Origin of the sequence: Streptomyces calidiresistens (genome assembly GCF_014141525.1) — a bacterium.
GTDB classification, from domain to species: Bacteria; Actinomycetota; Actinomycetes; order Streptomycetales; family Streptomycetaceae; genus Streptomyces; species Streptomyces calidiresistens.
This window is the reverse complement of the sequence record NZ_VKHS01000290.1, coordinates 1-6136: the sequence shown is the minus strand read 5'-3', so window position 1 is coordinate 6136 and position 6136 is coordinate 1. Positions and strand designations below refer to the sequence as shown.

Below are 6136 nucleotides of genomic sequence, written 5' to 3'. Positions count from 1 at the left end.
CCCCACGCCCTCGCCCCACTCCGCGCCCCTCGGTTCCCTCCTGCCGTGCCGCTCCCGGCCCGCCACGGGGGCGCATCGGCGGGACACGAAAGCACCGATCCCGTCGGGACACGCGCCGGTTCGGCGCGTTGTCCGCCGGACACGGAGCGTTCGACACGAGGAGGTCGCGGGGTTCCACGAGCGGTACGGGTTCGGGCGCATTCCGGGGGGGCGGTCGGCTCTTTCGGAACGTGAGCGACATCGCGTCCCCACCGGATGTCCGACGACACCGCGTCCCGGGGCACCCGCCGGGACGCGGGACGCGGGCCCGGCTGTGACCCGGTGGGCGATGGGGCTCTCCGAGCGGCTCCGCGAGGTCGAAGGCCGAAAGACCCGAAAGACCCCAAAGACCCGAAAGAGATGAAAGGGGTGAAGCGGGGATGGCAACGGCCATCGGGGGTCGTGGGGGGCGGTGGCCGCCGGCCGGCGTACGGCAAGGTGCGGGGAGCGGTGGCAGTCGCTCCCGGAGCCGCCGGGGCGCGCCCGACGCGGAACCGGGAAGCGCTCAGTCGGCGCGGGCCGGGGCCGGGGCCGGAGCCGGGGAGCGCCGGAGCAGGCGGGCGGCGACGGCACCGGCGAGCAGCAGAGCGGCCAGCGAGGCCACCGTGCCCGGCCAGCCGCCGCCCAGCAGGGAGGCCCCCAGGTACCCCAGGCCCACGCTGTAGCCCGCCCACACCACGGCGGCCACCGCCGACCAGGGCAGGAAGTCGCGCTGCCGACGCCGACTGGCGCCCGCGCCCAGGCTCACCACGGCCCGCCCGGCGGGGGCGAAGCGCGCCACGATCACCAACGGGCCGCCACCGCGCGCCAGGACCTCGCCCAGTCGCGCCCGGGCCTCGACCAGTTTGCGGGAGCGGGAGATGAACCCCTCCAGGCGCCGGCCGCCGTGCAGCGCGAGGCGGTAGGCGGCCAGGTCACCGATGATCGACGCGCTGGCCGCGCAGAGCAGGAGCACCAGGACCTCGGGGAGGTGGGTGCCGGGGACCGGCCCCGGGAGCCCGTACGCCTCGGCGGCGGTGCCGGCGGCGATGGCCGCCGCCGCGACGACCAGGGCGCCGCTGGGCAGCAGTGGCACGAAGACGTCCAGCAGCACGCAGAGCATCACGGCCACGTAGATCCACGGGGCGTACAACAAGATCCCGAGGGTTTCCGGCACGGGCCTCTCCCGGATGCGATCGATGTCACCTGCGGTGTCGTCGGGCCGTTTCCGGAGGGGCGGGCGTGCGCCGGCGGCGGGAGCGGCGGCCGGCTCGCGCGGGCCGGGTCAACGCCGTTCCGCCGTACAGCCTATGCCCGGTTCCCCCGAAGGGGTCACGGGGGTGCGCCGGGCGGTTCCGGAACCCGCCGCTCCGGGGCGGGGACGTGACCCGGGGCCGGGGGCGTCACGGCGGGGTGTTCTCCATCGCGCGCAGGCCCCGGTCGGCGAAGTCGATCAACCAGTCGAAGCTCTCGTCCACGTCGGTGCTCCATCGGAAGCCCCGGGCCGCCTGCAGGGTGGCGAAGCCGTGGCAGAGACTGCGGAGTGTCCGCAGCGCGTGGTCCACGTCGTGCTCCCCGATCCGGTAGCCGCGCAGGACCGCGGTGAACGCGTCGAGCAGTCGTCGGCCCGCCACGGCCACCGGATCGTCCGGTCCGGACGGTTCCACGCCGATCGTCGCGGCGTACCGGCCGGGGTGTTCCAGGACGAAGCCGCGGAAGGTGCGTGCCGCGGCCGCCAGCGCGTCACGGCCCGCCCACCCCCGGACCGCGTCGCCGACCGCGTCGGCGGCCTCGCCCAACGCCAGGGCGGCGATGCGCCGGTTGAGGTCCTCCTGGCCGCCCACGTGCTTGTACAGGGAGGGCGTGCGCACACCCAGCCGCTCGGCGAGCAGTCCCATCGTCAGGTGGGGGAGGCCCACCTCGTCGGCGAGGGCGGCGCCGGCCGCGACCACGGCCGCCGGGTCCAGTCCCGCCCTAGGCACGGGCGGCGTCCGAACGGAGGAAGTCGAGCACGAGCGAGGCCACCCGATCGGGGAATTGGTCGTGGGGGTAGTGCCCGGCCCCCTCGATCATCTCGAGTCGACCGAGGCCGTCCGGCAGCGCGTCGACGATGGCCGAACCCTCGGCGCGCGGGTCGGCCCAGTCGGGGTCGAGCGTGCCCATCACGACCAGGACGGGGCAGCGGACATCGCCGAGCCGGGCGCCGGCGTCGGTCGGGGCGCTGCGGCCCATGCCCCGCAGGGCCTTCATCCGGCCCGGTTCGCGCAGCATGGAGTCGACACGGTCGAGTCGTTCGGCCCAGTGGGCCGGCTTCACGCCGGGGTAGGCCAGGTCGAGGTACGAGCGCCAGAGCGACACGCTGCCGAGGACGCCCGCGCCGAGCAATCGCGCCATGCCCCGGCGGTGGCGCGCCACGCGCAGGTCGCCGAGACGGATCGACTGCTTGCGGGTGAACGGCGCCAACTCGATGACCGAGCTGATCAGGGAGGGCTCCCGGGCCGCGGCGATGGTCGCGGCGCCGCCGGAGAACGAGTGTCCGACGAGGACGGCAGGGCCGCCCAGTCGGCGGATGAGGGCGAGCAGATCGCCGGCGACCGCGGTGCGGCTCCAGGTCGGCCAGTTCGCGTCGGATTCCCCGCAGCCGCGCAGGTCGACCGCGGCGACCCGATGGCCCGCCGCCACCAGGCGCGGGGCCAGGGCGTGGTACGCGGCCCGGCTGTCGCCCATGCCGTGCGCGAGGACGATCAGGGGACCGGCCCCCGTCACCTCGTAGGCGATCGTGCCGCCGTCCACGGCGAGGTACTCGGTCATGGGGCCTCCCGGGCGCGGCTAATGATATTAGCCAAAAGCTAATCTTGTTAGCTTCGGTTGTCAAACGGGTTGGTCCCGAGCCCGTCGGGGACGGTGTCGCATGCGGGGAAGGGACCGGTCCGGGGTGCCGAGAGGCCGACCGGCTGCGGGACCCGGGGGCCGTCGGCCCCGCATCCGGGGCGTGGCCGGCCCCCTACCGGGAGCTCCGAGCCGTGGACGGAAGTCGCCGTCCAACCCGACGGACGTCCGGGGGCCCCGGTGGGTCACCGTCCGCGAACCCCCGGCGGGGACGGGCCGGGGCGGACCCGGCGAAGTGGTGTCCGGTGCCCGGCGGTCCGCACTCCTCGTCCGCCCGACGTCCCGGGCCGGGAACCCGGCCCCCGCTTCCGCCCCCGGCGTCGGCGCGGGTACAGTGGGCGGCACTGAAGGGGAGTAGCCCGTCGCCGGCCCGTCGACACACTGGTCCGCCGCTCGAAGCGGTGGGCCCGGCGCCCGGGGGCGGGGGGAGCGCGGTTCGCGCGTTCCCTCCGTCGGCGAGACCTTCGGCCGCAGTGTCATCGACGCTGCCGTGCCGAAGCGTGCGCTCCCCGCGGACACCTCGGCCCGGCACGAGCCCCGGAAGGACCGAGGAAACCGTGTTCACCCTCTCCGTCGCCGCCGTGACCTTCGGCGTCGTCTTTCTCGCCGAGCTGCCCGACAAGACCGCGCTGGCCGGCCTGCTGCTCGGCACCCGCTTCCGCGCCTCCTACGTCTTCGTCGGCGTGGCCGCCGCGTTCGTGGTGCACGTGGCGCTGGCCGTGGCGGCGGGGAGCGTGCTGACGCTGCTGCCGCAGCGCCCGTTGCAGGCCGTGGTGGGGACCCTCTTCCTGCTCGGCGCCTTCCTGCTGTTGCGCAAGCGCCACGACGAGGAGGAGCAGGTGCGGGCGCCGGCCGACACCTCGTTCTGGAAGGTGTCCGGGGCGGGCTTCATGCTCATCCTGGTCGCGGAGTTCGGTGATCTGACCCAGATCATGACCGCGAACCTCGCGGCCCGGTACGAGGACCCCCTGTCGGTGGGGATCGGCGCGGTGCTGGCGCTGTGGGCGGTGGCCGGGATCGGCATCCTCGGCGGCAGGGCGCTGATGCGTCGGGTCCCGTTGCGGCTGATCACCCGGATCGCGGCGACGGTGATGCTGATCATGGCGACCCTGAGCTTCTGGGAGGCGATCACCGGCTGAGGCCGTCACCCGCGCGCCGCGTCGCCCGGCCGGATCCGTTCCGGGGCGGGCGACGCGGCGCGTTCGGGGACGGTGGGCGGCGAGTGGGGGAGTGCCGTCCGGCGCCGCGCACCCGGCGGGGTGGTGGGCGCGGGCGCCGGACGGGGTGGGTGGCCGGACCCGGTGAACGAGTGGGTCCGGTGGGGGTGGGGCCTTCGGCGGGCGTGGTTCAGGGGGCGACCGGGCCGGGGTCGATCAGGACGCGCAGGCCGCCGGTGCCGTCCGGCTCCACCCGGACGCCGGTCAGGTCCGGGAGGGCCGGGTCGGCGCCGAGGGCGGCGGTGCCGGTGCCGACCCCGATCACCCGCATGCCGGCGGCGAGGCCGGCCCGGACGCCGGCGGGGGAGTCCTCGAACACCACGCAGTCGGTCGGTTCCACGCCCAGGGCCGCGGCGGCCTTCAGGAAGCCCTCCGGGTCCGGCTTGCTCGCCCCCACCGACTCGGCGGTGATCCGCAGGTCCGGCACGCGCAGCCCGGCGGCTCCCATGCGGGCGGTCGCCAGGGGGACGTCCGCCGAGGTGACCAGGGCGTGCGGCAGGTCCTCCAGTGCGGCCAGCAGCGCGGCGGCGCCGGGGATGGCGACAACCCCGTCGAGGTCGGCGGTCTCCAACTCCAGCAGGCGGCGGTTCTCGGCGTGGTTGATCTCCATGGGCCGGTCCGGGAGGAGTTCGGCCATGGTCGAGTACCCCTGGCGGCCGTGCGCGACGGCGATCACCCGCTCCGGGTCCAGCTCGTGCTCGCGGGCCCATTCGCGCCACACCCGTTCCACCGCGGCCCCGGAGTCGACGAGGGTGCCGTCCATGTCGAGCAGGACGGCGCGGGCGGGCAGCGCCAGGGGCGCGGAAGCCCCGGGCACGGTGGGGGACTGCGGCACGGAAGATCCTCCGGGTGGTGCGGGCCCGTCGTCGGGGACGGGGTGGAACGGGTGCGGCGGGACCGGGCGCCGGGGCGTTCCCGGGCCGGCGCGTCCGCCGGGTCGATCCACGGTGACAGAGCGGCCCCGCCCGCTCGTGGTCGGGGTGCGGGCGGAACCACTTTGTTTCTCCACCATACAAAAAGGGGGTCGCCCACACCACCCCCCGGGGGGAACTTCCGGGGGTATTGAGGGGAACGGGTCGTGGAGGACCGGAAAAGGCCCCGGTGGAGGCCCGGCCGGTCCCGGACGATCCGCCGGCCGTGCCCGAACGGCCCCGGGCCCCGGCCGCGTTCGCGGAGCGGGCACCACTCTTCCGTCTCCCCCGTGAAACGTCCCCCGCGAACGCCGTGCGCGGCACCGCCGTTCCGCACGGAGCCGGGCCCCGGAGGTCGACGCACGGGTCGTCACCACCCGGGACGGGTCATCCGTGCCCCGGTTCGCCGACGACGGTCGGCACGGCGCCGGCCGCGATCGTCCGGTCCGGGGCGGCGGGCAACACGCCCGGCGACGGACCCGTCGTGGTCACCGCCGGATCCCCCGGAGGAGGGAGGGGGGTCGCACCCACCGGGAGGCCCCGTCCCCCGGCGGTCACGCGGAGGACGGGGGCACCCGCCCGCTCCCGGAGGGGAGTCGACGGGTGCGGACGTTCCGTCATGGTTCGCCCCGGCGTGTCCCGGGAGACATCCCGTGTGGCGTCGGCCGACCCCGTGTGTCCGCCGAACGAGTGTGGCATCATCGCACCGCTGTCGAGTGCCAGGGGAGGGCGCCGTGGACCAGGGGACATCCTGCACCGCGTGCGGCGGATCCGCCGGCGGGGGCGAGGGGGCGGTCTGCGACTGCCGTGCCGAGCGACCCGTCGCGGTGTCGGCCGGGCCCGACCCGACACCTCCTGCCGAGGACCCGCGCACGGTGGTCATCCGCCCGGTCGCGGTGATCGTGTCCGACTCGCCCACCGAGGTGCCGCAGGGACGGTTGATCCGTCCGGTGCGCCCGCCGGAGCGCGGACCGAACCCCGGTGACGTGGCGATGTTCACCGAGACCGCGCCGCTGCCCCGCGTGGTGGCCGGTGAACTCGCCCCGCCGCCCGCCGCCGACGCGCCGGGGAGCGGAGCCCTCGAACGGCGCGCCTCCGCCC

Annotated in this window: 5 protein-coding genes and 1 pseudogene; 2 read left to right on the top strand and 4 right to left on the bottom strand. The window is 75.8% G+C overall.

Annotated elements, in window-relative coordinates; translation table 11 throughout:
• Positions 1-544 precede the first annotated feature (544 nt).
• The 3 genes from FOE67_RS13565 to FOE67_RS13555 form a co-directional block, all read right to left on the bottom strand.
• Entirely contained in the window at positions 545-1195 is a 651-nt protein-coding gene (locus tag FOE67_RS13565) for a DedA family protein (RefSeq protein WP_182663994.1), read from the bottom strand.
• 226 nt (positions 1196-1421) lie between these two features.
• Positions 1422-1970 carry a TetR/AcrR family transcriptional regulator gene (locus FOE67_RS13560; protein ID WP_182663996.1) on the bottom strand — a complete coding sequence of 183 codons (549 nt, stop codon included), beginning with the start codon at positions 1968-1970 and terminating at the stop codon, positions 1422-1424.
• Positions 1971-1992: 22 nt separating this feature from the next.
• A complete protein-coding gene (locus FOE67_RS13555) occupies positions 1993-2829 on the bottom strand; it encodes an alpha/beta fold hydrolase (protein ID WP_182663992.1) in 837 nt (278 codons plus the stop codon).
• A gap of 635 nt (positions 2830-3464) precedes the next feature.
• Here FOE67_RS13555 and FOE67_RS13550 point away from each other — a divergent pair.
• Positions 3465-4046, top strand: coding sequence for a TMEM165/GDT1 family protein (locus FOE67_RS13550; RefSeq protein WP_182663990.1), 582 nt, complete (start codon positions 3465-3467; stop codon positions 4044-4046).
• A 208-nt stretch (positions 4047-4254) separates the two neighbouring features.
• Here the strand turns inward: FOE67_RS13550 and FOE67_RS13545 are convergent, their stop codons facing one another.
• Positions 4255-4959: an HAD-IA family hydrolase gene (locus FOE67_RS13545; protein WP_438874214.1), complete on the bottom strand. Its 705-nt coding sequence runs from the start codon at positions 4957-4959 to the stop codon at positions 4255-4257.
• 810 nt (positions 4960-5769) lie between these two features.
• On the opposite strand from FOE67_RS13545, the pseudogene FOE67_RS13540 reads away from it, so the two are divergent.
• A pseudogene (locus FOE67_RS13540) lies at positions 5770-6136 on the top strand (hypothetical protein); the annotation flags it as partial.

Coding starts and splice junctions, on each gene's coding strand:
- FOE67_RS13555 (WP_182663992.1), bottom strand. CDS start 2,829: ATGACCGAGTACCTCGCCGTGGACGGCGGCACGATCGCCTACGAGGTG.